Raw genomic sequence first — 23372 nt, forward strand, 5'->3', positions numbered from 1 at the left:
GCGGCCTGCGGGCCGATGACACCCCTGCTGAGCTGGGCAGAAGGGGACGTCCTGCCAGAAGGGCGTGGCCGCCCGGGCGGCTGGATTTGCCCGTGACTCTCACTGTCGAGCACACGGCTGTCAAAGCGGGGCTGTCAAAGAAGGGGTGCGGGACGCCGCATGGAAAGCCCGGCCTCCGGCTCGGTGCGGCCGCAATGTCATTGGCCGGAAAACGGCAGGTCGGCGCGCCTGCGGCGATAATGTTCGGTCATTTAGTGTTCCTGAAAAAAACGATGCGATAGTGTGCCGATAGGCACTGATCATAGCTTTCCGTTGACGCCTCAAGGGGCCGGGGCTAATCGAACCGGGCGCCTTCGCATTGGCCGAGCTCATGTGCGGTCCGGGACCGGCTCAGGTGTGACAAAAGACGAGCTCAGGTACGGCGCAGGACGAACTCGCGTGCGGCACAAGAGGAGTCGCGGAAAAGAACGCGTTCGAGGACCAAGAGCGGGAGGCCTCGGCTTTCTCCCTGGTCACCGTGCGATGGCGCGCCTTGTCGAGGCGAAGTTCCATTTCGGGCTGCGGAGGGTCACTGATGCAATCGAGCAATCCCAACATCTCGTTAGCCGTGGATCTGGAGCATCCGGTCTACTTCGATCATCCGCTGGACCACGTCCCGGGGATGCTCATGCTCGGCGCGGTCCTGGACCGGGTGCTCGCCGGGGACGCCGGTCAGGACCAGTGCATGGCGAACTTCGCCTTCTACCGCTTCGCCGAGCTCGACGCCGAGCTCCTCCTGGGGCTCCGGCGGGAGAGCGCGCCGGACCACTGGGCGGCGGAGATCACGCAGGAGGAGGCGACCGTCTGCTCGGCACGCGTCCGGCACGGCGCCTCCCCGCCGATCCCGGCCGGCGGGACCACGGGGCGGGTGCGCGGGGACGCGGCACCGATGTCCTTGATGCGCAGGACCCGGGAGGAGAACGTCGCGCTGGAGATGCCACGCTTCACCGGCACCCAGGTCGCCTGCCCGCTGCTCGACCCGGCGGCCGACCACCACTTCGCCCTGAAGCACCCGCGCACCCGCGGTGTGGTGGAGCTGGTCGAGGCCGCCCGGCAGTTCGGCGTGCTGCTGTGGCAGCTGGAGTACGGGCGCCCCGCCGATGTGCGGCTCCTGCTCGACGCCGTCGACCTGGACCTGCCCACCTCGCTGAGCCGCGAGGTGCCGATGGAGCTCCGCTGGGACCGGGCGCCGCGCAGGGGGATCGCGGCGAGCTTCTCGATGGAGGTGTGGGCCGGCGACACGCGTGTGGGGAGGGTGGCCCTGGAGTCCCGCGCGGTGTCGGAGTCGGCCTACCAGCGCCTGCGGGGTGCGCGTGTCTGACCCCGTGCTGATCTACGACGGGCCCAGGCTGGAGGACGCCCGTCGTGTCGGCCACAAGTTCGCCCGGCAGGCGGTGCTGCGGCGGCACGGCTATCCCGTGCCCCCCTTCGTCTGCGTGCCGGTGGAGGTGTACGACACCGTCGCGGCCCCCGTGGTCCCCCCGGCGCCGGCCGGCACCGAGGCCATGCTCGACTGGGCCGCCGAGGCGCGCGCCCTGGTTCTGGGAGCGGCGTTGCCCGACGCGCTGCACGGCGCGATCAAGGAGCGGTTCGCCGACCTCGCGGGAGACAACGGGATGGTCGCGGTGAGGGCGTGCGTCGTCGCCGGGCCCGGCGGGCATGACGAGGACTCGGCCCAGGACCCGCAGGCCGGCCTGAGCGACAGCTTCCTCGACGTTCCGGTGGACGAGGTCGCCGATCGCATCGTGGAGTGCTGGGCCTCCGCCTTCAACCCCGAGGCCGTGCTCTACCGGATCGCGCGTGCCCAGGATCCCCGGTCGGCGCGCGTGGCGGTGGGCATCCAGCGCATGATGTCGGGCGGCCGGTCGTTCGTCGCCTTCACCAGGGACCCCCGGGACGGGGCCCGCCGCTGCGTCATCGCTGCGGCCTACGGCAACGGCGAGGGCATCGTCCAGGAGAAGGCCGACGTCGATCACTTCATGATCGATCGGGACAGCGGTGTGATCGACCGTCGCCTCGCCCGCAAGTCGAGGGCGGTCAGCGGCTCCGCCGTGGAGCCCGTCCCGGCGGAGCTGGCCGATCTACCCGTCCTCGCCGAGCCGGAGCTGCGCCGGATCGTCGCGCTCACCGACGGCGTGGCCGAGCTGTTCGGTGCTCCACAGGACATCGAAGGCACCCTCGACGACGACGGATCGGTCCACCTGGTGCAGGCCCGGCCGGTCGCCGTACCGCCGACGAGCGGCGAATGGATCCCCTGGGGCAACGACAACGTCACCGAGAGCTTCCCTGGGGTGAGCAGCGCGCTCACCTTCTCCCTGGCGCTCCGCCTCTACGAGGCCGGATTCACCGACACGTACCGGCGGCTCGGCATCCCCGCGCGCGTCCTGCACCAGGAGGCGCACCGGCTGCGGCGCATGATCGGATATCTCGACGGCCGGATCTACTACCGTCTCGACTCCTGGTACCACCTGCACGGCCTGATCCGCTGCTTCCGGCCGCTCTGGCCCACCTGGGGGCGGATGGTCGGAGTGGCGGTGGCCCCGACGGAACGGCAGGGGCGGGTGAGGACCGCCGTCCACCTGGCGGAGCTGGCCGCGCGCGGGATGACGCACCCCCTCCAGGTCCGCCGCTTCCTCGCGTGGTGGGACGCCTACCACGAGCGGTTCCGCGACCTTTCGCGGCTGCGGGCCGACGAGCTGGTCGAGCTGCACCACGCACTGTGGGCGCAGGTCGCCATCCGCTGGGGCACCACCCTGACCAACGGCCTCTACCTGATGGCCGTCACCTGGGTGGCCAACGGGCTGCTCCGCCGGTGGGCGCCCGATGCCGACAGCGGCCTGATCCCCGGCATGCTGTGCGGCGGCGAGGAGAACCGATCCGCCGAGGCACTGCGTTCCGCCATCCGCCTGGCCGAGATCGTCCGCGGCTCGCCGTCCCTCCGCGCGGCGATCGACGGCGACGCGCGCACCGCCTGGTCCTCGCTCATGGCCGCCGACGAGCGGTTCGCCGAGGAACTCCTGCTCCACATCCGGAACTACGGGGACCGCGCGCTCCAGGACCTCAAGCTCGAATCCTCCACCCCCCGCCAGGAGCCCTGGGCCCTGCTGGAGGTGCTCCTGCCGTACGTCGACTCGGACCTGACGGTCCAGGCCAACCGCGACGCGGAGGCGGAGGTCAGGCGCTCGGCCGAGAAGGAGCTCAGGGCCCGCTGCCGGAACCCGCTCAAGCGGGCCGTGCTGCGCACGCTGTTCCGGATGATGCGCCGGCTGGTCCAGGTGAGGGAGGACGCCCGGTTCTGCCGGAGCCAGCTCATCGGAGACGCCCGCGAGCTGCTGCTCCGCCTGGGGGCCGAGCTGGCGTCCGCCGGCCGCCTGGACGGCGCCCGCGACGTGCTCGACCTCACGGTGGACGAGGTGCTCGGCGCCTTCGAGGGCACCCTTCCCGGCGCCGACCTGCGCTCGCTCGCCGCCCTCAGGGCGCGGGAGAGGGAACGCCGGCTCACCGGCCCCGAGCCCCCTCCCCGCCTGGAGACCGCGCCCGGCCTGCCCGTCGCCGACGCCCTGGCCCTGGCCAGGACGCCGGAGACCCTGACGGCCGCCAAGAAGCTCAGCGGGCTGGGCTCCTGCCCCGGCGTGGTCCGGGGAAAGGCGCGGGTCGTCCTGGACCCGCACGTCGCGGTCGAGGACTGCAGGGACACGATCCTCGTGGCACGGGAGACCGACCCCGGCTGGCTGTTCCTGATGCTGGTGGCGAAAGGACTCGTCGTGGAACGGGGGACGCTGCTGTCCCACACCGCGATCACGGGCCGGCTGCTGGGCGTCCCCACGGTCGTGGCCGTCGACGGCGCCACCAGCCTGATCCGGGACGGCAGCCTCATCGAGGTCGACGGGCGGACCGGCGAGGTCAGGATCATCTCCGAGGAGGTGACCCCGTGATCGGCAGGCTGGGCGGATACATCGTGCGGGCCTATCCACCGGCCTTCTACATCCTGTTCATGCTCTCGTGGGCGATAGGGCTCACCGCGCTGTTCGTCAGCGTCGACAGCCGGGTCACCGCCTGGAGGCCGGGCGCCGAGCTGCTGGTCACGAGCGTGACGCTCGTCATCGACATGCTGCTGCTGCGCGCGCTCGACGACCTCCGCGACCGCGACTACGACCTGGAGCACAACCCGGGCCGCGCACTTCCCAGCGGCGCCGTACGGGTCGCCGACCTGCTGGCCCTCGTCGGCGCCGGCGCCGTGGTCCTGCTCGCGCTGAACGCCTGGCGGGGCGGGGCCCTCCTGGTCCTGGTCGCCCACCTCGGCTACGCCGCCGTCGTCATCCTGGTCGACCAGCTCTTCGGCTGGCCGAAGGGGGAGCGGCTGCTGCTGAGCCTGGCGGTGAACCTGCCGATCCAACCCCTGCTGTCGCTGTACGTGTACGCCGGATTCCTCCGCGAGCACGACCTGACCCCGAGCCGGCAGGGGATCGTCGCGGTGGCGGCCGTCACGTTGTCGGGGCTCTGCCTGGAGTTCGGGCGCAAGGTGACCCGCCACCCCGGCAAGGGGGAGCGGACCTACGTGACGACGCTGGGCACACCGGGCACGACGGCGGTCGCGGTGAGCCTGGCCGCGGCCGCGACCCTGGTCGTCCTCGCGATCCTGCGGCCGTGGAACACGGATTCCGCGGTGTACGGCTGGGGATGGATCGTCGTGGTCCCGGCGGTGCTGCCCGTCGCCGCCGCCTATCTCTTCTCCAGGGGGCGCCCGCGCTGGCCCGCCCTCCCGACGCTGGCCTACCTGCCGGCGGCCTACTGCAGCTTCATCGCGGTCGGCTGGCTGACCAAGGGAGCGGTGCTGTGAGCGTGACCGTGCTCGTGACGGGGGCCGGCGGGTTCGTCGGATCGGCGGTGGTGCGGGCGCTCGACGCCGAGCCGCGGGTGTCCACGCGCCTCCTGGCGCACCGCCGTCCCGTCGCCGCGGACCGGCCGGGGGACGTCGTGACCGCCGATCTGGCCGACGCCTCCTCACTGAGGGGGCGGCTGGACGGCGCCGACGTGATCATCCATGCGGCGAGCGAGGTGGGGTCGGATCCGGCCCGTTGCGAGCGGGTGAACGTGCTGGGCACGCGCAACCTGGTGGAGGAGGCGGAGCGCGCCGGAGTACGCCACCTGGTCCATGTCAGCACCGCGGCCGTGTACGGGCTCGGGCCGCACCGCGGGCTCCCCGAGGGCAGCCCGCCGGCGCCGGTCAGCCCGGCCAGCCGTTCCCGGCACGAGGCCGAACGGCTGACCGCGGCCGCGGGCGCCGTGATCCTGCGCCCCTTCTTCGTGTACGGCGAAGGCGACCGCTGGTACGTCCCCGGGCTGCTGCGACTGCTCACCACCCGTCCCGGCACGTGGTTCGACGGAGGCAGGGCACAGCACTCCGTGGTGGCCGTCGACGACCTGGCGGCCATGGCGGTGGCGGCGGCCGTACGGCCTGAGCCGTTCGCGGGAGGCGTGCCCTTTCACGTCTGCGAGCCCCAGCCGGTCTCCGTGCGCGCCGTGACGGCGGTCCTGGCCGGCATGTTCGGCCTGACCGTGCCCCGGCTCAGCCTGCCGTGGCGGCTGGCCCGCCCGGCCCTGCGGAACAGGCCCGGCTACCGGCGGGCGGAGCTGCTCGCCGAGGACCACGTCTACGCGGCCCCCCGGATCTGGGAGGCGGCGCGGGTCGATCCCGGCGCGGCCTTTCTCGACCGCCTGCCTGCCCTGGCGCCCTGGTACGGACGCTTTCTCGGAGAAGGAGGTCGGACATGACCGGATTCTGGACGCTGCTCGGACCGGACTTCGCGGGCAAGTCGACGCTGCTCCGGCAGCTACGCGATGAGCGGGCCTGCCAGGTCGTCTCCTACGACGACTGGTGTGTCGCCGAGCGTTTCCCGGCGATCCGGCGGCTCCGCAGGGAATGGGTGCTGGACGTCTACCCCCGGGTGGGCGAGGAGTACTCGCCCGCGGCGGCGGTGGCGATGCTGCGGCCGATCGTGCGGCACCTCCACGACCAGGTGGCAGGCGCCGCGGACGACATCCCCGTCATCGTCGACTCCTACTACTACAAGCTCCTCGTCAAGTGCCGGCTGCTGGGCCTGGTCCACGAGCGGACATTCGCCGAGTGGCGCGCGCTCCCCCAGCCCGACGGCGTCATCTACCTCGACCTCCCGCCCGAGGTCGCGTGGGAGCGGGCCCAGTGGGGCTCGCGGCTGAACGCCTTCGAACACTACGGACCCGTCCCCGGCTGGGAGGGCTTCGCCGAGCTGCAGTCACGGATGCGGCCGGCGATCATGGAGGAGATCGCGGGACTGCCGCTGGTCGTGCTCGACGCGAGAGCCGGGCAGCGGACGGTCGCCGCCGAAGCCGGCAGGGTCCTCGCTTCCGCGGTCGTCGCGCCATGAGCGTGCTGGACCGGCTCTTCGCCGAACGCGCCGCCTCGGTCCGCTCCGGCCTGAGTACGGCGGGCGCCCCGGATCCGGGCGGGACGGCGGGTCCGGGTGGGGCGATGACCTTGGACGGGGTGGCGGGTCCGGGCGGGGCGGCGGATTCGGGTCGGCAGGTCACGGTGATGGTCGTCATGCGCCGCCTCGACCTCGGAGACCTCGTCCAGGGCGCGCTGGAGTTCACCGGAGGACTCTCCCCCGAGGAAGCGGACATCTGGTACCGCAACTGGACCAGAACCCGCTTCCTCCTGGGCAACCCGCACAACCTCCTCGGCAGTGCGGCGGTGCGGACGGTGGGGCCGGGCGGCCACCTGGCGTGGCTGGGCCCCGTCGACGTCGCCCGCCCGCCCGGGCCGAGCCGCCTGCTCAAGCCGGTCACCGGGCGGCTCCCCGAGCTTCCGCCGAGCGTGCACCTGCCGGGAGGGCGGCGGGGCGCGCCCTGCGAGATCCGCATCGCCTGCCGGGGGCTGACCACGGCCGGCTATCTGATCCATCTGCACCACACCCTGGCCGAGGCCGTACTGCTCGGCAGGATCGATCCGCGGACGCCGGTCCGGCTGGTCCACGTCCCGGATCTCGACGAGGGATCCGCCCTGTCGTCCGCCTACGCCCGCGTGCACTACGGAGCGGACGGGGCGCTGCGCCTTTACACCTTCCTATCCAGAGGAGAGAGATGGACTTCACGGACAGAGACCTGAGCAGGGTGGCACTCTCGGCCCAGCTGCGTGAATGGTCGGAGCTTTTCAGGGTCGCGGTCGCGGCGCCCGGCCACGAGAACGACGACCTCGCCTCATCCCTGTGGAAGAGGCTGGAGGAGGGGATGCCCTCCCTGCGCGAGGCCATCGTCGCCTACGAGCGCACCCGCGGGCGGAGCTGGGCGGAGATCGGCGAGCTGACCGGCCGTGATACCGGCGAGGCCGAGGCGCTGTGGGGAGGCGCCGGCGCCCAGGCGCAGGGCGATCCGAGCAAGATCGTTGCTCAGCTCGACGAGTGGTACGTCCGGCACGCCCAGGTCGAGGAGCTCGCCAGGGTCCGTGACCCGTTCAGCCGCACGCTGGACGCTCACACGGCCGAGCCGCCGCAGTGCCTCGTCTGCGGAAAGTACGCGGGCGAGGCCGTACCCGCGTGGGCCGGCCGTCCCGTGCCACCCGGCGGTCATCTCATCGAGAACGAGCTCTGGCGGGTGGGCCACGGTCCCACGGCGTTCTGGCCGGCGGGCACGCTGCTCATCGAGTCACGCCGCCACTTCCTCGACTACACCGAGTTCACCCCCGAGGAGGCGGCCTCGATCGGGCCGCTCATCGGCCGGCTGATCGGGCCGATCAAGACGGCGACGGGGGTGCCCCGGGTGCACGTCTGGTCATGCATGGAAGGCACCCCGCACTTCCACCTCTGGCTGGTCCCACGTCTTGAGACGGCGCATGAGACGGGCAGGGGCTACCTCGCCGCTCCGGGATACTGCGTCGAGCCGGAGGCCGAAGCCGTCGTCGCCCGTATCCGGCAGGCACTGGAGGGATGCTGAAGCATGGCGTCCACACCGTGTCCCTTCTCCTTTCCGTTCCCCGACCACCCGGGCCTGGAGCCGGCCGCGCAGTACGCCGAACTGAGGCAGTACACCGAGCCGGGGCGGTCCGCCGAGCCGGGGCGGTTCGCCGGTCCGGGACAGGCTGCCGAGCCGGGACAGTCCGCTGATCCGGTGCATTCCGCTGAGCCGGGGAGGTCCACCGGTCCGGGACAGTCCGCCGAGCTGGGACAGCACACTGATCCGGGGCGGTCCGCCGAGCCGGGGAGGGCGCCGCTTGTCCCCGTCGAGCTTCCCGGAGGCGTTCCGGCCCTGCTGGCCCACCGGCACGCCGACGCCTGCGCCGTACTGACCGATCCGGCCTTCAGCAGGGAGGCCGCGACCGAGTTGAGGATGACCTCGCGCTCGAAGGAGTCCCTGGCGCTCAACGTCGTCGACCCCCCGGTCCACACGCGCCGGCGCCAGCTCGTCGCGCACGCGTTCACGACCCGGCAGGCAGGGCTGGCCCGTCCGGTGACGGAGCGGCTGGCCGGCGAGCTGATCGGCGCCATGGTGCGGAAGGGCCCGCCGGCGGAGCTGGTCGCGGACTTCGCGCTCCCCCTGACCATGGGCGTCATCGGCGGGATCCTCGGCGTCCCCGCTCCCGAGCAGCGTCGCCTGCACCCGTGGGTGGAGGCGATGATGTCCACGACCGCGTACTCGCCCGAGGAGATCGCGGCCGCGCACAAGGGCGTGCACGGTTACTTCGCCGGCCTCCTGGACGCGGCGACGGACGGCCTGCCCGGCGAGCTGGCCGAGCACGTCCGCCAGGGGACGCTGGGGCGTGACGAGGCCGTCCACCTCGTCTCCGGGCTGTTCATCGCCGGTTACGAGACCACGGGCAACCAGCTCGGCATGTGCGTGCTCGCGCTGCTGCGCCATCCGGTCCTGCTGAAGCGGCTGCGGTCGGACCCCGCGGCCACCCCGCAGGCGGTGGAGGAGCTCCTGCGGTACACCTCGCTGAACGCGGCGGGAGGGGTCCCCCACGTCGCGCTGGAGGACAGGCCGGTGGGCGGCACGGTGGTACGGGCCGGGCAGGTGGTGGTCCCGGTGACCGACGGCGCCAACCGCGACCCCGGCGTGTTCGACGAGCCGGACCTGCTCGACATCGACCGGCCGCACAACCCGCACCTGTCCTTCGGCCGTGGCCGTCACATGTGCCTCGGAGCGGGCCTGGCCAGGATGGAGCTGCAGGTCGCGCTGGACATGCTGCTGGCTGAGCTGCCCGGGCTGGAGCTCGCGGTGCCCGAGGACACGCTGGGCTGGCGCGAGGGAATGTACGCCCGCGGGTTGCTGGAACTCCCGGTCCGATGGTGAGGCGCAGCATCCTGGTGGCTCCCGTCACGGTCAGCCCGACCAAGCCGCTCACGCCCACCCATCTCAAACACCTGCTCTCCTTCGACGTGCTCTGCCGGGCCACCGCGCTCTTCGCCGACGTCCACCTGCTCTACAACCACAGCACGTTCGCCGGTACGCGGCAGGTCGCGGGGTTCTGGGAGTTTCTCGACCGGGTGCATCCCGCCCTGTGCTACCAGGACCTGACCGAGGAACGGATCGGCGAGCTGTACATGGAGCACCAGAGGAGCGCGCGTGTCCCCTTCAGCGAGCTCCAGCCCGTGGTCCAGCGGGCCGAGAACGGCTGGATCCATCCGGCGACCTCCCGGATACTCGAGATCTGGGAGCAGCACTACCGGCTGCTGGGGATGTCCGACATCAAACTGGGCGGCGGTCACGCGGAGCTGGCCCCCGTGGACGAGGTCGTGGAGACACTCACCGCCCGTCACCTCTGCGTGGACGGGCGTCCGCTGGGCGCCCCGGTCTACCTGGACGCGACCCCGGCGGGTCTGCCGCTCCGGGTGGTGATAAGCGCGGACGGCCATGCGAACTACCTGTTCCGCGCGCTACAGGAACTCATCCCCAGCCTCGGCCGGCATGACCTGGTGCTGCTGGTGTACGACAAGGAACTGCGCCACGACTACCTCGTACTGGAGCACGTGCTGTGCCGGCTCGGCGCGGCCGTCGAACGGCTTGAGCTGGTCAGGGTGCCCATCGACGGCGAGGTCCGCTCCAGCCGCGAGGGCGGCTGGCAGGGCTACACCATCGGCGGCTTCGCGGAGCCGGTGGTGGCCGAGTTCGGGCAGGAGGCGTTCAGGCTCGGCCTGCGGCTCTACCTGCTGGCCGGGCTGGGGAGAGGGCAGGGGGAGTCGTTCTCCCTGCCACACCTGAAAAGATGGGTACGGCGAGCCCAGAGACTCCTCGACACCGCCGGTGAGGGTACGGAGATCGACGCCGCCGATGCGGACGTGGAGACGGACGACCTGCCCAGCCAGCTGAGCCGCCTGGCCGGACGCCGTGGTTTCATCGACTCCTACCGCCTGACCACCAACATGCTCACGCGTGCCGGCGGGATCCCCCTCCGGGAACTGCTGCGCGTCGCCTATGTGTGAACCCCGCCCGGGCTTCGCGACAGCGTTCCGCGCGACAGGAGCCCTCCGGGGAATCGGCCCGCACGTCCTCCGGCACCACTCCGCGATCCCGCCGATTCACTGATCCACCGACTGACACAAGGGCGTGTGTGCGGGGGACGCGAACGATTCCCTGGGAGGGGGGCGCGGAGGACGGGAGTGATTTCGGGGCATGTGAGTGATCCCCCGGGAGGCGGCGCGGAGGGCGCGAGTGATTCCGAGCATGCGAGCGATTCCCAGAAGGGAATGGCACGGAGGACACGAGTGACTCCCGAGCATGCGAGCGACTCTCAGAAGGGGTGGCCGGGAGGGGCAGGAGGGGATGGCCGGGAGGGGATGGCATGGAGGACGCGAGTGATTTCGGAGCACGCGAGCGCGAAAACCATGTGACCCGCACCGGACACAGCATGTCCCCGCCGCGGTCGACACACACACGTGGGGAACCGGCCCGGGGCACAGGCGAAGGCATGCGCCTTCGGCCGTGTGCCCCGGATATGCCCTCTGTAGCAGACGGGACCTTGATGCTGCAGGTCAGAGCCTTGGCTGGCTGTCTGCTAGCGGTAGTTCGTGAACTGAAGGGCGATTTCCAGGTCCTTGCCCTTGAGCAGGGCGATGACCTCCTGCAGCTCGTCCCTCTTCTTGGAACTCACCCGGAGTTCCTCACCCTGGATCTGAGCCTTGACCCCCTTGGGCCCCTCATCCCGGATGATCTTCGAGATCTTCTTGGCGTGCTCCTGATCGATGCCCTCCTTGAGGGTGACCACGAGGCGGTAGTCCTTGCCGGACAGCTTGGGCTCGTCCGCGTCCAGGATCTTGAGCGAGAGCCCCCGCTTGATCAGTTTGTCCTTGAACACGTCAAGGACGGCGTTGGCGCGCTCCTCGCTGTTGGCCTTGATCTCGACAGCCTTCTGGCCGCCCGACCAGGCGATGGACGCGCCGGTGCCCTTGAAGTCGAATCGTTGCCCGACCTCCTTGACCGTCTGGTTCAGCGCGTTGTCGGCCTCCTGATGGTCGATCTTGCTGACGATGTCAAAACTGCTGTCGGCCATGCGTCGACTATCCTTTCTAGCTCTCATGTCGACCCTAGCGCTTTGCTTATCGGCTCATGATGAACGTGACCGTCAACGCTCAGACGACGGTGTCGAACGAGGCCCCTCTGCAAGGCCGACACCGGCCTGCGCGTCCGGGCGACACGACACCCGCGCCCGCTCCCCTCAGAGCCGCCCCCAATCCACTCCAGCCCCTACCCGACGCCCCCGAGGCTCAGTACTCCCCGCAGCCCATTGCCTGCCGCCCCACCATCCGCCACCACCTCCCGCCGGCCCCCGCCCCGCCCCGCCGGACCTCGGACCGGCCTCCCACCGCCCATAGGTCTTCACCGCGTGTCGCCACCACCAGGCGCAGTAGTAAGTCCCGAAAGTCTCGGTACGGCGGGCTATCGATGGGCGGCTTCCATCGATGTCACGTCACGCCCGGAAGTCCGCTATTCTTCTTCCTGTCGCCGCCTCGAGCGGATGACGCGGCAGGTTGCCCGAGTGGTCAAAGGGAGCGGTCTGTAAAACCGTCGGCTCAGCCTACGCAGGTTCAAGTCCTGCACCTGCCACCAGGGATTTTCCCAGCTCAGAGCCCCGCAAGGGGCTCTTTTGCTTTTCCGGGACATGCAGCCGGACGCGGCCAGGAGCAGCCGCATGTCACCACTCCACCAATATGCGTGCAATGATCTTGGCTGTGTTTCCCCAGGTCGCGCTGGGCTTTCCGGCCGGTGCGGGGACGGGAATCGGCCCTGGAAACGCCGAAGGACCCCGGAGCGCTTTCCGGGGTCCCGTTCGTACAGCGGGCATGTCACGCGGCCAGCGCGTCATCAATCCGCTTGTTCGCCACGTCCTTGTGCCCGTCGAGGCACTTCGCGTATACCCGCAAGAGGACATCCACGCTGTGCCCGGCCCGTTCGGCCACGTCGGGAGCCGAGACACCCGCGTTGAGCCAGAGCGACACCGCCGCGTGCCTCAGGTCATACGGCCGCCGGGCCAGGGGAGAGGCTACCTGCGCAGGAGTGAAAGCCAGCTGCCGAGCGTCCTGCCAGACCTCGGTGTAGGCCGTTGAGGCGATCACCCCGCCACGCTCGCTGCGGAACAGGCGCCCGTCCTCACCGGTGCCGTACTCGTCGATGTGCTGCCGGAGGATCTTCACAAGTTCAGGAGGGATCGGCACTGGACGCACGTCGTCGCGGCCCCGATGCTTGAGGCCCCGTTCCTCGTGGGCGTTCCCGCTGTCGGTCCACTTCGTGTTGACCTCCGGCCGGGAGACATCGACCGTCAGCCGTCCCCAGCCCTTGAGGGGCAGGTGGCAGTCCTGGAGTCGCAGGCCGACCGCTTCTGCTGGGCGCAGCGCCGCGTAGTACATACAGGCGAACAGCGCCATGAGTCGCCGGCCCCGGCCACGTCCGCCCACATAGGTGACCATGGTCAGGAGTTCCTGAGCCTGCCGCGGATTGACCGCGACACGAGGGTCCACGGTCTCGGTGACCTTGGGCGGCTTCCACTTGACCTTGTGCAGCGGATTGGCGTCCAGCTCTTCCAGCTCCACCGCGTATTCAAGAACGGCATGGAAGACGGCCCGTTTACGGGCGATCGTGTTGGGAGCAGCCGCCTTGCCGTCGAGGCGCAGGGCGAGTGCGTCGAGTGCCAGCCGTACTGTCTTGGCGTCGTTCAGAGCGGCCAGGTCGAGCGACGCGGACCGAAGCCAGCGGACCGCCTGCGCCATCTCCGGGGGAGCCGCCGGCCTCTTGCTCTCCGGGAGGAGGAGGTGCTTGCGGAGAGCCGTCCGCAGGGTCTCGGCATCGGGACGGCCGGGACGTTCCTTGGTCAACGAGGGGAGGACCGTGGCTAGCGCGTCGGACATGCCGTCCCGAGTCTTGGCCGCCGCGTGTGGCCACTTCATCTCGATGAAGGCCGTGACGAATTCAAGGATGGTCCGGGCGTCCTTCGCCTTGATCATCGACTGGGGAAAACCCGTCTCGATGTCGAACGCCTCACCACGCTTGGCCGCCTGCCGCAGATCAGAGAGGAAGCTCTCGGCGAGAGCCTTGGTGCGGTAGGTCTTCGAGGAGCGCTTCCGGGCGACCGACCAGCGCACGACGTGCGACGGCGTTTTGCTGGACTTGTTCCGGCTGATCTCGAAGAACTTCACGTCGTACGAGGTGTTCACGCCGCCTCCCGGAGGGTTTCGAGCCACGCTTCGAACTCGCTGCGGTAGAGGCGGATCTCGTCGTTGGGCAGCCGTAGGCCACGGGGGAACTTGCCGATCTCACGCCAGCGGTAGAGGGTCCGGACGGACACGCCGCCGAGTTCGTCGAGGATCTCGGGGACGGTCATCAACTTGTCGCTGTTCTTCTTCACGCCGCCTCCCTCATTGCCGAAAGATCTTGTCCGACGGCTCTGTCCTCCAGGGCCAGCAGGGTTGCTCGCCAGCGTTGGCGTTCGGCGACCATGCGCAGCAGCCGCAGGGCGAGGGATGGGATGTCGTCGTCGGCCGGGACGGACTTCCAGATGTAGCGGTGCGGGTCGGTGGGTTGATCTGCCAGGCCGAGGGCTTCCATGACCCAGGTACGGCGGTCGCGCTTGTGTTCGGCCAGGGTCTTGTTGGACCACTTGCGGGAGACCAGGACGCGGCGGCCCGCGTAGCCGAGGTGTTCGGGCTTGTGCGCCTTGCCCCGGCACCGGCCCGGAGCCATGCCCGCCTTGGCGTTCTTGGGCTGGACCCCGTAGCGCAGCCAGTTCGGGCAGGCCGGGGAGCACGGTTCGTAGCGCAGTGCTTCGACCATCCGGGCGGCATGCTGACGTTGGGCCGGGTTGTCGGTGTCGAGGGTGTCGCCGAGGCTCTTGGTCAGGTACTTGGACAGGTAGCGGATGCACTGGTCAGCATCGGGGGTGCCGGACAGGACGCCCTGAACGTCGACTTGGGGGCCGAAGCGGACCACGTGCAGGGGTTCGGCGTCCTCGTCGGCGTCGAGCTGGTTGAGTGCCTCGTGCCAGGTGGGCAGGAGTTCCCCGGTGGCCGGGTCGAGGTAGTCGCCGTCTTGGCCGTCCGGGTACGGTTCCGCGCGTTCGGGCCGCTCGGTCCAGACGGGCAGGTGCTCGCCCTCGAAGCGCACTTCGTCGACCGATGGCCACCACACCTGGTGATAGGTGGCCGCGGCGATGGCCTTGATCTCCGCGCGTGGCATGGTGCCCCGGATGGCCATGTGCAGGTGTGGCGCGAGGCGTTTCTGTGGTTCGACGGAGGAGAAGTACTGCACGTCATAGCCCGCGACCCGGCGGAGGTTCTGCACGAACCGGTCGACGAGCTTGGAGAAGTGCAGCGCGTCCCGAGCGGCGCGAGGGTAGTCGTAGGTGTCCGGGTCGACCGGCACGCCTTGGCCTGCCCGGATCCTGCCGTAGGAGGGCAGGGTCAGGGTGACGAACAGCGACGGCCGGTAGGTGGCCCCGTCCGAGCTGGTGAAGGTCCGGCCGAGCGTGGTGTTCTGCCGGACTCGCTTGGGCAGGTCGGGGGCGTCCTGGCGGCGTCTCGTTGAGCGGTTGCGCTTGGCGGCGGTACGGCCGAGCAGGTTGCCCCGCATCCCCGCGGCGTTGATCTCCTCGTCCAGTCCGGCGAGCACCGCATCCAGGTCGGTGGTGTCGTCGCCGGCCTGTTCAGCGGCATCGCGCTGGGCTTGGGTGTCGGCGCGGAACTCCACCAGCCAGCGCTGTTCCTCGTTGGGCTCATCCGGGGTGGTGGAGGGTTCGGCGTCCAGGTGCCAGCCTTCCCGGCATTGGGCCATGCGCAGGTAGCGGTTGCGCTTGGCGCACGGCGGGCACTTGGCCTCCATCGTGGTTCCGCATGGGACGTTGACGTCCTCGGTGGTTCCGGTGTGGGTGTCCAGCCGCCGCAGGATCACGGGCCGGATGCACACGCCGTTGTGTTTGGCGATCTCTACCGCGACGTCCAGCGCCACCGGCATGGCCTGGCGTTCGGCGCGGGAGAGGGCGCGGTCGGTCGGGTTGGTCATGCGTCCTCCCATTCGTCGTCGGGGTCGATGAGTGCGCCCTGTCCGCAGGCGCGGCACTCGACCAGGCCGCGGATCAGGTCCAGCCACAGCGTGTTGACCGCGTGGCAGGCCGCGCAGCGCAGCCCGTCGAGGATGTGAGCCAGCTCAGTCACGGTTGCTCCCCTCCACCTCGGTCAGATCGGCCGCCAGGCGAAACAGCGAGCCGTAGGGGTCGGTGGTGATCCGGACGTTGACCAGCTCGAAGGCCAGGACGGGCTGAGTGTGGCGCGGTCCCAGGAGGGCCAGCACGGGCCGTTCACACAGCCGCGTGATCTCCTCGTCGGTGCCGTAGAAGCGGATCTTCATCGGGTCACCTCCACCGCGGTCATGGGCGCGGTGTCCGGACCGGGAGTGAAGCCGGTGGCCATGGTGTGGATGTCGGTGTCGGAGACGTAGGCGGCGCGGACCCGGATCGGATCGGGCGAGCACTCCAGACGCACGTAGCCGACGCCCGCCCCCTGCTCTGGGATCGGCGAGATGTGATCGGCCAGCGCGCCGCGATCCCGGGCTCCGTCGCCGAGGACCATGTCCACCTGTTCGGACTCATCCAGCCGGAGCGCGATCTTGTCGGGGAACAGGTTGCGGATGTTCATGACCTCTTTCCGCGGGTCCTGGAGCGCAGCCAGGACACCGACCCCGACCGCCCGGCCCTGCGTGGTGAGGGTGGCCAAGGCGGCGGAGATACGGAGTTTCAGGCCTTTGTCGGACTGGTAGGCGGTCAGGAACGCCACCTCGTCGACCACCACCAGGACGAACGGGTCCTCGACGGTAGGAGTGTGGTTGCGCTGGAGTCCGGCGAACCGGTCGGCCCGCTCCTGCATGACCGCTACGGCCGCTTCCAGCAGATCGGCGCAGTCAGTAGGACTTGCGGCGTAGCGGTCGCCGAACAGGTCCCGTCCGAAGGACAGCTCCATCCGCTTGGGATCCAGCGCCCAGATCTCGACCAGGTCCGCGCGGACGGCGGGCAGCAGGCCGCGGATGGTCGACCAGATGACCGACCCCTTGCCCGCCCCGGTGGCCCCGGCGACCAGGATGTGAGTGCCGTGAACCTTGAGAAGCCACGGCGTGCCGTCCTCACACGTGCCGACCTCCACCGGCCCCACCGACGCCGCATCAGGGATCGGCATGGCAGGCAGAGGTGTGGCGAGGGGATCGTGGCGGGGGAAGACAAGCAGCAGCCGACCGGCTTTGGCGACGGAGACCCGGCAGGAGCGAGCGCCGAACCCATGTGCCAGGTGATCGGTGCGATCGGCCCAGTCCTTGACCGCTTGGCCGTGCAGCATCTTCACCGTGACCAGGTCGGCCCACGAGGTGCAGCGGATGGAGACGAGGCGGGGTAAGTAGTCGCGGCCGCGTAGGTGCCGCCCCAATCCGGAAATGATCATTACCGGTTGCCAGTGCCGCCGGTACACCCACACCAGCCGCCAGAAGGCCAGCAGCCGCCAGCCGATCCAGCGATTGAAGGAGAGGCGGCCGAGCAGCGCCCAGGAGGTGAGGCCAACGAGCACTCCGGCGACGAAGCTGAGACCGTACTGCCAGCCGTACAGCCAGGCCAGCACGGTCGGGGCGGTGACGACGGCCGAGGCGATCGGGTGCCGCCACACCAGCCGCACCAGGCCGGCCAGCAGCCGCCAGACGAAGATGACGATGGTGATGATGGCCGGAGTACGGAGCACAGCCGGGCGGAACACCACGGCGGTGTCCGGGGTGGTGGAGACGAGCTGTTGCGCCTCGTCGCCAGGCAGTTTTTTGAACATTAGGCTTGAGCCCTCTCTTGATTCGCGTTGGGGGAGAACCGAGGGGCCGCCGGAAGTTGCACCTTCCAGCGGCCCCGCTTACGTCTCAGGCCGGGATCTCATCCAGGCCCGGCAGCGTGGGGCCGGCCGCCTGTTCGGCGTGCAGGCGCTCGCAGTCGGTCAGGTAGCGCGCGGCGGCGTTGAAGATGTCCCGCGCGAGGGACACGTCCTGCTCGGTGACCGGCCCGCCGCCCGTGGTCGAGACCGATACCTGGGCCTCAGGGGTGGCCAAGTCCAGGAACGGCCGCTTGTTGTCGGTCACCGCGGCCAGCACCCCGACCTCAGAGGTACTGAAAGCGACATCCAGCCGGATCACACCGCCCCGCAGAACGGCCGTGACGTAGGTATAGGGCTTGCGTGCACTCATGCCGCCACCTCCTTGACGGCCGCAGCGGCGGCGTTCTTGACGGGAGCCGGAGCGGCAGCGCTACGGGGAGCGCGCATCGCCCGTGCGCGGATGGACCAGGCCAGGCGGCCGGTGTTCTGGCCGACATAGGGGGTCACGGTCATGGCGTCGAACTCGACCGGGATGAACGGCAGGCCCGGCAGTGGGGCCGGGGGAACCGGCTGGACCGGAGAGAGGATCTTGACCGAGACCGTCTTCTGGCCGGCCTTGACGGTGGGGTCGGCGTCCATGACGGCGACCTGCCAGACGAGTTCGCCGGTGGTCTTGTCCTTGGCGTAGACGGTGCGGCCGTTGGTGGAGGCATCGAAGTCCTTGACCTGCTCGACCTCGCCGACGATGTAGCAGCCGTGCGGGAAGACCTGGTCGAAGCCGATCGGGATGGGGCCTTGGATGGCCATGGTGGTGTTCCTTTCGCTTGGGACAGACCGACGTTCGGTTGTCCACTTGTCCGACTGAGTTGAGAGTAGCTTCTGCAACTCGTCCGCACAAGTGATTGAGTGTGATGGACGGAAAAGGCTTAGCTCACCTGGCAAGCAGTCCTAGCCGGGTCAGGTGCAGCGAAGGTCCCAGCCGTTGTCGGTGCTGTCGGAAATCTCCACGATCGCTGCCCGGCTGCCGAAACCCTCGTTGTAGTAGGCCGAACGCTCCGACGGCTGCGGCATCCACACGGTGATGGCCAGCGAAGGCCCCTCGACTCCAGCGAGCTTCACATCGTCGTAGTAGTCCGTGAGCTCACGGGCGGTGAGATGGGTTCTCAACGTGAACCGGGCACGGTAGTCGCAGTGGTTGCCGTTCCCCCGAAGGGCGATGGACGCATCGGGGTTGTTGAACTCCAGCCAATCAGTTTTAGGTGGAAGTGGATGGCTCTCGAACCGATCGATCATCGCCGCCAGCTTCGCATCGTTCCCCCACATAGGGACCATGACGAGAAGGAACATGCCGATCACCGGCAGGACCACCATCGCCAGACATCCCCACGCCAGCCCGGTCGACGTCCGCTTCTCGGGCAAGGACTCATCATGTACGGGGGTAACGGTCTGCAAGGCACCACCAGGAGTCGGCCTATGTCACGGGATAGACATCCTGCAGCTCATGAAGATCACCTGGCAAGGCCACCTCCATCACCATGACCACGGCCCCCGCCGCATCATGGACGGTGGCCAGCACCCCGAGAACGGGCTTGGAACTGCCAAGCAGCTCGGCCTCTTCTTTCCGGGGACTACGCGCCGTCAGCCGCTCGGTGATGTGGTCGAACCGCAGGTGCTTGACCGCTTGCAGGTGCTGGCGGATCCCGTGCCGCAGCGGCTCGGGCTTGTCCAGGTCGGTGCCGAGTGCGATCTCTAATGGGAACCACAGCGTCTCCACCGCAGACAGCCGGCCACCCTGCTGAGTCGTCCGCCGACGGGCGATCACTGGCGTCCGCTCCTCCACACCCAGGAGACGGGCGATGTGACGAGGAGCCGGAACGCGCTGCACATCGGTAACGCTCTCGGCGCTCTCCGCCTGTTCGGCCACCGCCAGGCCCGGCCGGACGCGATCCGGTGAACTCTCCGGGCGCCCCTTCACGAACGAGCCGCGGCCGTGCTCCCGCTCGATCCACCCTTGCATGGCCAGGGTCTGAAGCGCCCGCACCACGGTCGTGCGCCCTACGCCGAACTCCCGGACAAGCTGCGTCTCGGACGGCAGCATGGCACCCGGAGCGTATTCGCCGGCCTCGATCCGCTGCTGAATCGCCGCCATCACCTGGGCATACTTCGGCGGAGCGAAGTCCATGCTCATGTTAACCGCCCGATCACTCTTCCACTTGTCTGCATAAGCACAGTACCGGCTGAGCAGGCACCTGTCAGGACCTCCACCACCGGGAAGAACGGCTACCTCACCATTCCAGACAGTAGAGCGACCCACATAGCCTGAGCCTCTATGTGACGCCACGCGTCGCTCTGCGAAACGACAGTTTTCCCCTTGTCGCTGATCGTCCGCTGGATGAAAGCCAGGCCGCCGGCCTCGCAGAATTCGTAAAACGTCACCCGATGCTCGTGGCAGGTCCACGCCGTCACGCGAATTCGCTCGAATCGACGCGGACTGCCCCAAGACAGAGACCGGTGCCCGTCTCTCACCGGCGGGAGATGAAAGGCCGGGCAGGGCGTCGCCCATGCGGCCGCCTGCGTACTCACGGCGCGGTCCTCTCGAAGCGCACCGATCCCGCCGGATCCACGGTCGCGCGGAAGATCACCCGCCGAGACCAGTCGTCGGGGACCGTGCCGAAGTCGTAGACCCGATGCGTGATCCGCCCCCAGACCGTCGCGGGCGACTCCATCCGGCGCAGTTCCGTGCGCAGCGTGTCCATCGCCGTCGCCTGACCTGAGCTGATCCCGCATGGCCCGATCTCGTCGGTTCCGCTGGAGGTGACGAACACCTCCCACTCGAACATCTCGACGAGCTGCTCCAAGCCGCCGCAGTAGAGGCAGTCCTCCCGCGCCGAGAGTTCCATGTGCAGGCCCATGGCCACCACACATCCACGACGGGTAACGATCTTCCAGCCGCGCCCGTCGCATTCCGTGCACTTAACTGGTGTTGTCATGCCGGAAAGAATGTCCGGATGAACTTTTCAGCCCTATCCCACGCAGGTATACCGCCGAGAATATAGAGTCTCGATCTACAGCGATGCACCACTTCGGCACTGATGACCGGAGGACGGAATGCACGGGAACGCTTTCGATCCGATCGAGATTCCGCCATGGGTCTGGGATCACGATGAAAGCAGCCAAATCCTCAAGAATCGTGACGTGGTGGGGCTTTTCAATCTCGCTGTCAAGTACAACGGGGCGAGCCAAACGCGCATCAGCGCAGCGACCGGAATAGCCCAAGGCCACGTAAGCCTGATCATCCGAGGGCAGCGCCAGGTCACCGACCTGGAGGTCTACGAACGGATCGCCACCGGACTCGGCCTGCCCGACCACGCCCGCATGCTCTTCGGCCTGGCCCCACTCGACACCGCGTCCCCCACCGGAGACCACGGTGACAACCACCAGGAGCAGGCCGACGAGCTGACGGCCCGGATCGAAGCGGCCGCCGCCATCGACCCCACCATGGTCATGATCCTCACCACCGACACCAACAACCTGCGTCTCCTGGACCGCCGACTCGGTGGAGTCGCCATCGCCGACAAGATGCGCGCCCAGATCTCCCAAGTAGAACGCGCCCACCGGCACGCCGTACGGCCCGGCATCCGCGCCCAGCTCGCCCACGTGCTCGCCGAGACCTCATCTCTGGCCGGATGGCAGGCCATCGACACCGGCGCCCTGAACGATGCGTGGAATCACTACGAGCACGCCAAAGCCGCCGCCCGCGAAGCCGACGATCCCGCGGTGCTCGCCTACGTGTCCGCCGAACAGGCCTACGTCCTCATGGAGTTGGGGCGGCCGGCCGAAGCCACCGAGCTACTCCAGCACATCCACACCACCCACCGTGAACGTCTCCCCGGCCGGCTACGGACATGGCTGTCGGCAGCCGAGGCCGAAGCCGCCGCGATCCTCGGCGACGAGACCACCTGCCGCACGGCACTCGACCAGGCCGCCGCGCTTCTACCGGAGGGAGCCGCCGACGTGAGCATGCCCTACCTCTCATTGGACGCCCACCACCTCGCCCGCTGGCGCGGCAACTGCCTGGTGCGCTTCGGCGACCCCGGCACCGTCGAAGACCTCCGCTCAGCCTTGGCCGGGATGGATGGCACCTACAACCGCGCCGAATCCGGGGTCCGCTGCGACCTGGGCCACGCCCTTCTCGCCAGAGGAGAAGCCGATGCGGCCCAACCTCACATCCAGCGTGCCCAGCAGCTCGCCACCATGACCGGCTCCCGTCGCCAGCGCAAGCGCATCGAGGAGCTCGCCCGAGCGGTTACGCGCTCACTCCGTTAAGCCGGTCCCGTGCCGCATACAGACCGATCAACGTCCCCGACGTCCAGATGTCACCGCGGGCAATCATGTCTGGGATCTCCGACATCGGCACCCACTCGATGAGATCGGCCTCGATCTCCCCGGTCGGCTTGCCCACCAGCTCTGCACCCCGCACCAGGAACAGATTGTGCTCGGAGTCGACCATGCCGGCCATCGGCTGATAGGTGATCAGGTGCTCAATCTCCTTGGGCCGATACCCCGTCTCCTCCTCCACCTCACGAGCGGCCGTCGCCATGGCGTCCTCGCCCGCGTCTATCAGCCCGCCGGGCAGCTCCCAGCCCCACCGGTCAGCGAGGAAGCGGTGTCGCCACATCAGGAGCACCCGGTTCTGGTCATCGACCACCACAGCGATAGCCGCCCGATCCAGATGCACCACGTGATGCTCGAACCGCTCCCCGTCCGGGATCGCGACGTCAACAAGCCCCAATCGGATCCACCGGTTGTCATAGATCAGCCGCTCGCCATGGACGATCCAGCGCGTCTGCTCCTCATTGGTAGCCACACAGCGAAGCTACAGCCCAACATCTCCGACGTACACGGGTAGCAGCAGACAGCGACTATCGAGCACTGCCGAATTGTTCAACACCGCTGCATTCGTATAGGGCACACGAGGAGGTCACCTCGGCATGCCCTCGTCAGACTGCGGGGTGAGGGGAGTGCCGTTGGGGGTGAACTGGTGCTTAGCCAGCAAGTCACGCCGAATCTGTCGGCGACTGGTAAAAGCGGTCAGACAGGTGCCTAACAGCCAGCCAATCTTGATCCCCCAGGAACCGGGCTCGCCCATCAGTCTGAAGACGTCCGTCAGTGTGAACGGCAGGAAAACCAGGGATAGCCACGCCCCGAGGAGACGCACGAGGAAGAATCGGCCAAGGACGTCGTCTCGGACCCACCAGCGGTAGCGAAAGGGGAGCCGCTTACCGAACAGGCGGTAGCAGAGCCAGCGCCACAGGGGCGGGTGCTCCCGCAGACGCCAGACCACGCTGGCGCGCACGACGTCCAGCACGGTACGCAGGTCCGGCCGGGTCCTGCCGGGCTCGGCCAGATCGAGAAGGGTGCTCAGGAACTCCTCGCCTCGCGCCTGCATGAAGCGCGGCGGATACGCCACACGCAGCAGCAGGTGGCAGCGATCCGCGTATGCGTCGCTTCGGCGTTCGGCGGTGAGGCGCTTGCGGCCGGTCATCGCGTTCCCCATCCCGGCTGCAGGGACAGGCGGTTCCGGGCGGTGGCGGCCAGCCGCGTCAGGCGGGAAGTTTCCTCGGCGAGGACGGTACGGCCATGGCCGGTCAGGTCGTAGTAGCGGCGGTGGCGGCCGGCGACGACCTCTTCCTTGACCACGGACACCAGGCCGTCGCCCGACAGCCGGTCGAGTGCGCCGTACAAGGTGCCCGCGCCAAGCCGTACTCGCTCCTCCGACAGTTCCTGGACGGCTTTGATCACGCCGTAGCCGTGGAGCGGGCCGTCGGCCAAGGCCAACAGGATGAGATAGCTCTGTTCGCGTAGCGCCATATGCGATATATATCGTTGAGCGTTATATAGGTCAATGAGTGATCGCATTCGAACTGCTCAGCCTCGTCGAGGAGCAGACAACCGAGCCATCCATGTGTCCGGCCCTCG

At 68.9% G+C, this 23372-nt stretch carries 25 protein-coding genes and 1 tRNA gene; 11 read left to right on the top strand and 15 right to left on the bottom strand.

Going from position 1 to position 23372, the window contains the following annotated elements; translation table 11 throughout:
* Nucleotides 1–574 precede the first annotated feature (574 nt).
* From SROS_RS03240 to SROS_RS03280, 9 genes are read left to right on the top strand one after another with little or no spacing between them, the layout of a single operon-like run.
* Nucleotides 575–1360 (top strand): AfsA-related hotdog domain-containing protein, encoded by a 786-nt coding sequence (locus tag SROS_RS03240; protein ID WP_012887450.1) that lies wholly within the window; start codon nt 575–577, stop codon nt 1358–1360.
* Nucleotides 1353–3974 carry a PEP/pyruvate-binding domain-containing protein gene (locus SROS_RS03245; RefSeq protein WP_012887451.1) on the top strand — a complete coding sequence of 874 codons (2622 nt, stop codon included), beginning with the start codon at nt 1353–1355 and terminating at the stop codon, nt 3972–3974. The genes SROS_RS03240 and SROS_RS03245 overlap by 8 nt, the downstream gene beginning before the upstream one ends.
* The gene (locus SROS_RS50690) at nt 3971–4879 is read left to right on the top strand and encodes a hypothetical protein (protein ID WP_012887452.1); all 909 of its coding nucleotides are present in this window, start codon (nt 3971–3973) and stop codon (nt 4877–4879) included. Before SROS_RS03245 ends, SROS_RS50690 begins: the two co-directional genes overlap by 4 nt.
* Nucleotides 4876–5814 carry an NAD-dependent epimerase/dehydratase family protein gene (locus tag SROS_RS03255; protein WP_012887453.1) on the top strand — a complete coding sequence of 313 codons (939 nt, stop codon included), beginning with the start codon at nt 4876–4878 and terminating at the stop codon, nt 5812–5814. Before SROS_RS50690 ends, SROS_RS03255 begins: the two co-directional genes overlap by 4 nt.
* Nucleotides 5811–6446, top strand: a complete 636-nt coding sequence (locus tag SROS_RS03260; protein ID WP_012887454.1) for a dTMP kinase — start codon at nt 5811–5813, stop codon at nt 6444–6446. The genes SROS_RS03255 and SROS_RS03260 overlap by 4 nt, the downstream gene beginning before the upstream one ends.
* Entirely contained in the window at nt 6443–7186 is a 744-nt protein-coding gene (locus SROS_RS03265; RefSeq protein WP_012887455.1) for a DUF6182 family protein, read from the top strand. The genes SROS_RS03260 and SROS_RS03265 overlap by 4 nt, the downstream gene beginning before the upstream one ends.
* Complete coding sequence (locus SROS_RS45635; protein WP_052316858.1) at nt 7162–8010, top strand: HIT family protein; 849 nt, start codon at nt 7162–7164, stop codon at nt 8008–8010. The genes SROS_RS03265 and SROS_RS45635 overlap by 25 nt, the downstream gene beginning before the upstream one ends.
* Nucleotides 8011–8013: 3 nt before the next feature.
* Nucleotides 8014–9366, top strand: coding sequence for a cytochrome P450 (locus SROS_RS03275; RefSeq protein WP_012887457.1), 1353 nt, complete (start codon nt 8014–8016; stop codon nt 9364–9366).
* The gene (locus SROS_RS03280) at nt 9360–10496 is read left to right on the top strand and encodes a hypothetical protein (RefSeq protein WP_012887458.1); all 1137 of its coding nucleotides are present in this window, start codon (nt 9360–9362) and stop codon (nt 10494–10496) included. Before SROS_RS03275 ends, SROS_RS03280 begins: the two co-directional genes overlap by 7 nt.
* Nucleotides 10497–11068: 572 nt before the next feature.
* Here SROS_RS03280 and SROS_RS03285 read toward each other — a convergent pair.
* Nucleotides 11069–11563 (bottom strand): YajQ family cyclic di-GMP-binding protein, encoded by a 495-nt coding sequence (locus SROS_RS03285; protein ID WP_012887459.1) that lies wholly within the window; start codon nt 11561–11563, stop codon nt 11069–11071.
* 472 nt (nt 11564–12035) lie between these two features.
* Here SROS_RS03285 and SROS_RS03290 point away from each other — a divergent pair.
* A tRNA-Tyr gene (locus SROS_RS03290) sits at nt 12036–12120 on the top strand.
* Between the two features lie 236 nt (nt 12121–12356).
* Here the strand turns inward: SROS_RS03290 and SROS_RS03295 are convergent.
* The 11 genes from SROS_RS03295 to SROS_RS03345 all read right to left on the bottom strand — a co-directional run bounded on the left by SROS_RS03295 (nt 12357) and on the right by SROS_RS03345 (nt 20383).
* Nucleotides 12357–13721: a tyrosine-type recombinase/integrase gene (locus tag SROS_RS03295; protein WP_012887460.1), complete on the bottom strand. Its 1365-nt coding sequence runs from the start codon at nt 13719–13721 to the stop codon at nt 12357–12359.
* Nucleotides 13718–13912: a helix-turn-helix transcriptional regulator gene (locus tag SROS_RS03300; protein WP_012887461.1), complete on the bottom strand. Its 195-nt coding sequence runs from the start codon at nt 13910–13912 to the stop codon at nt 13718–13720. Before SROS_RS03300 ends, SROS_RS03295 begins: the two co-directional genes overlap by 4 nt.
* Complete coding sequence (locus SROS_RS03305) at nt 13909–15561, bottom strand: replication initiator (RefSeq protein ID WP_012887462.1); 1653 nt, start codon at nt 15559–15561, stop codon at nt 13909–13911. Before SROS_RS03305 ends, SROS_RS03300 begins: the two co-directional genes overlap by 4 nt.
* Nucleotides 15558–15713: a hypothetical protein gene (locus SROS_RS50695; protein ID WP_012887463.1), complete on the bottom strand. Its 156-nt coding sequence runs from the start codon at nt 15711–15713 to the stop codon at nt 15558–15560. The genes SROS_RS03305 and SROS_RS50695 overlap by 4 nt, the downstream gene beginning before the upstream one ends.
* Complete coding sequence (locus SROS_RS03310; RefSeq protein ID WP_012887464.1) at nt 15706–15906, bottom strand: hypothetical protein; 201 nt, start codon at nt 15904–15906, stop codon at nt 15706–15708. The genes SROS_RS50695 and SROS_RS03310 overlap by 8 nt, the downstream gene beginning before the upstream one ends.
* Nucleotides 15903–17357 (bottom strand): FtsK/SpoIIIE domain-containing protein, encoded by a 1455-nt coding sequence (locus tag SROS_RS03315; protein WP_012887465.1) that lies wholly within the window; start codon nt 17355–17357, stop codon nt 15903–15905. The genes SROS_RS03310 and SROS_RS03315 overlap by 4 nt, the downstream gene beginning before the upstream one ends.
* 85 nt (nt 17358–17442) lie before the next feature.
* The gene (locus SROS_RS03320) at nt 17443–17763 is read right to left on the bottom strand and encodes a hypothetical protein (RefSeq protein WP_012887466.1); all 321 of its coding nucleotides are present in this window, start codon (nt 17761–17763) and stop codon (nt 17443–17445) included.
* Complete coding sequence (locus SROS_RS03325) at nt 17760–18200, bottom strand: hypothetical protein (RefSeq protein WP_012887467.1); 441 nt, start codon at nt 18198–18200, stop codon at nt 17760–17762. The genes SROS_RS03320 and SROS_RS03325 overlap by 4 nt, the downstream gene beginning before the upstream one ends.
* A gap of 150 nt (nt 18201–18350) precedes the next feature.
* Nucleotides 18351–18812, bottom strand: a complete 462-nt coding sequence (locus SROS_RS03330; protein WP_043651242.1) for a hypothetical protein — start codon at nt 18810–18812, stop codon at nt 18351–18353.
* Between the two features lie 52 nt (nt 18813–18864).
* Nucleotides 18865–19581: a GntR family transcriptional regulator gene (locus SROS_RS03335; protein WP_012887469.1), complete on the bottom strand. Its 717-nt coding sequence runs from the start codon at nt 19579–19581 to the stop codon at nt 18865–18867.
* Nucleotides 19582–19972: 391 nt separating this feature from the next.
* Nucleotides 19973–20383 carry a hypothetical protein gene (locus SROS_RS03345; RefSeq protein WP_245564551.1) on the bottom strand — a complete coding sequence of 137 codons (411 nt, stop codon included), beginning with the start codon at nt 20381–20383 and terminating at the stop codon, nt 19973–19975.
* Between the two features lie 208 nt (nt 20384–20591).
* Between SROS_RS03345 and SROS_RS03350 the strand changes: the two genes are divergently transcribed.
* Nucleotides 20592–21719 (top strand): NsdA family TPR-like regulatory protein, encoded by a 1128-nt coding sequence (locus SROS_RS03350; RefSeq protein WP_245564552.1) that lies wholly within the window; start codon nt 20592–20594, stop codon nt 21717–21719.
* Here the strand turns inward: SROS_RS03350 and SROS_RS03355 are convergent.
* The 3 genes from SROS_RS03355 to SROS_RS03365 form a co-directional block, all read right to left on the bottom strand.
* Entirely contained in the window at nt 21700–22260 is a 561-nt protein-coding gene (locus SROS_RS03355) for an NUDIX hydrolase (RefSeq protein WP_012887472.1), read from the bottom strand. The two genes, SROS_RS03350 and SROS_RS03355, sit on opposite strands and share 20 nt — an antisense overlap.
* Before the next feature lie 114 nt (nt 22261–22374).
* Nucleotides 22375–22938 carry a DUF5313 family protein gene (locus SROS_RS03360; protein WP_012887473.1) on the bottom strand — a complete coding sequence of 188 codons (564 nt, stop codon included), beginning with the start codon at nt 22936–22938 and terminating at the stop codon, nt 22375–22377.
* Entirely contained in the window at nt 22935–23264 is a 330-nt protein-coding gene (locus SROS_RS03365) for a PadR family transcriptional regulator (protein ID WP_012887474.1), read from the bottom strand. The genes SROS_RS03360 and SROS_RS03365 overlap by 4 nt, the downstream gene beginning before the upstream one ends.
* Nucleotides 23265–23372: the final 108 nt, after the last annotated feature.

It is taken from the genome of Streptosporangium roseum DSM 43021, assembly GCF_000024865.1.
Taxonomy (GTDB): domain Bacteria; phylum Actinomycetota; class Actinomycetes; order Streptosporangiales; family Streptosporangiaceae; genus Streptosporangium; species Streptosporangium roseum.

Coding starts and splice junctions, on each gene's coding strand:
- SROS_RS03240 (WP_012887450.1), top strand. CDS start 575: ATGCAATCGAGCAATCCCAACATCTCGTTAGCCGTGGATCTGGAGCAT.
- SROS_RS03260 (WP_012887454.1), top strand. CDS start 5,811: ATGACCGGATTCTGGACGCTGCTCGGACCGGACTTCGCGGGCAAGTCG.
- SROS_RS03265 (WP_012887455.1), top strand. CDS start 6,443: ATGAGCGTGCTGGACCGGCTCTTCGCCGAACGCGCCGCCTCGGTCCGC.
- SROS_RS45635 (WP_052316858.1), top strand. CDS start 7,162: ATGGACTTCACGGACAGAGACCTGAGCAGGGTGGCACTCTCGGCCCAG.
- SROS_RS03275 (WP_012887457.1), top strand. CDS start 8,014: ATGGCGTCCACACCGTGTCCCTTCTCCTTTCCGTTCCCCGACCACCCG.
- SROS_RS03280 (WP_012887458.1), top strand. CDS start 9,360: ATGGTGAGGCGCAGCATCCTGGTGGCTCCCGTCACGGTCAGCCCGACC.
- SROS_RS03285 (WP_012887459.1), bottom strand. CDS start 11,563: ATGGCCGACAGCAGTTTTGACATCGTCAGCAAGATCGACCATCAGGAG.
- SROS_RS03305 (WP_012887462.1), bottom strand. CDS start 15,561: ATGACCAACCCGACCGACCGCGCCCTCTCCCGCGCCGAACGCCAGGCC.
- SROS_RS03310 (WP_012887464.1), bottom strand. CDS start 15,906: ATGAAGATCCGCTTCTACGGCACCGACGAGGAGATCACGCGGCTGTGT.
- SROS_RS03315 (WP_012887465.1), bottom strand. CDS start 17,357: ATGTTCAAAAAACTGCCTGGCGACGAGGCGCAACAGCTCGTCTCCACC.
- SROS_RS03320 (WP_012887466.1), bottom strand. CDS start 17,763: ATGAGTGCACGCAAGCCCTATACCTACGTCACGGCCGTTCTGCGGGGC.
- SROS_RS03325 (WP_012887467.1), bottom strand. CDS start 18,200: ATGGCCATCCAAGGCCCCATCCCGATCGGCTTCGACCAGGTCTTCCCG.
- SROS_RS03335 (WP_012887469.1), bottom strand. CDS start 19,581: ATGAGCATGGACTTCGCTCCGCCGAAGTATGCCCAGGTGATGGCGGCG.
- SROS_RS03345 (WP_245564551.1), bottom strand. CDS start 20,383: ATGACAACACCAGTTAAGTGCACGGAATGCGACGGGCGCGGCTGGAAG.
- SROS_RS03360 (WP_012887473.1), bottom strand. CDS start 22,938: ATGACCGGCCGCAAGCGCCTCACCGCCGAACGCCGAAGCGACGCATAC.
- SROS_RS03365 (WP_012887474.1), bottom strand. CDS start 23,264: ATGGCGCTACGCGAACAGAGCTATCTCATCCTGTTGGCCTTGGCCGAC.